A 248-nucleotide genomic window follows, 5' to 3' on the forward strand; every position below is an offset into this window, starting at 1 on the left:
CGCAGTTTATTTCTCGGTAAATTATGTCAATATTGCGTTAGTATTCAGTTGTCAATGAACAAATCTCCGCTTTACACTTCCTAATAGAAAGCATGGGCCTAAATGGACTCGAACCATCGACCTCACGCTTATCAGGCGTGCGCTCTAACCAGCTGAGCTATAGGCCCAAAAGCGGCGAGAGTTAACCTCTCATAATTGAACAAAAAGCGCTGTGTAGGTTTCCGTAAGTTATTCCTTAGAAAGGAGGT

The 248-nt window shown here is 43.1% G+C and carries 1 tRNA gene; it reads right to left on the reverse strand.

Annotated features, from left to right (window positions below):
- Nucleotides 1-93: 93 nt before the first annotated feature.
- Nucleotides 94-167 (reverse strand) — tRNA-Ile (locus D3H64_RS09965).
- Between the last annotated feature and the right edge of the window lie 81 nt (nucleotides 168-248).

Origin of the sequence: Atopobacter sp. AH10 (assembly GCF_003664595.1) — a bacterium.
Taxonomy (GTDB): domain Bacteria; phylum Bacillota; class Bacilli; order Lactobacillales; family Aerococcaceae; genus Atopobacter.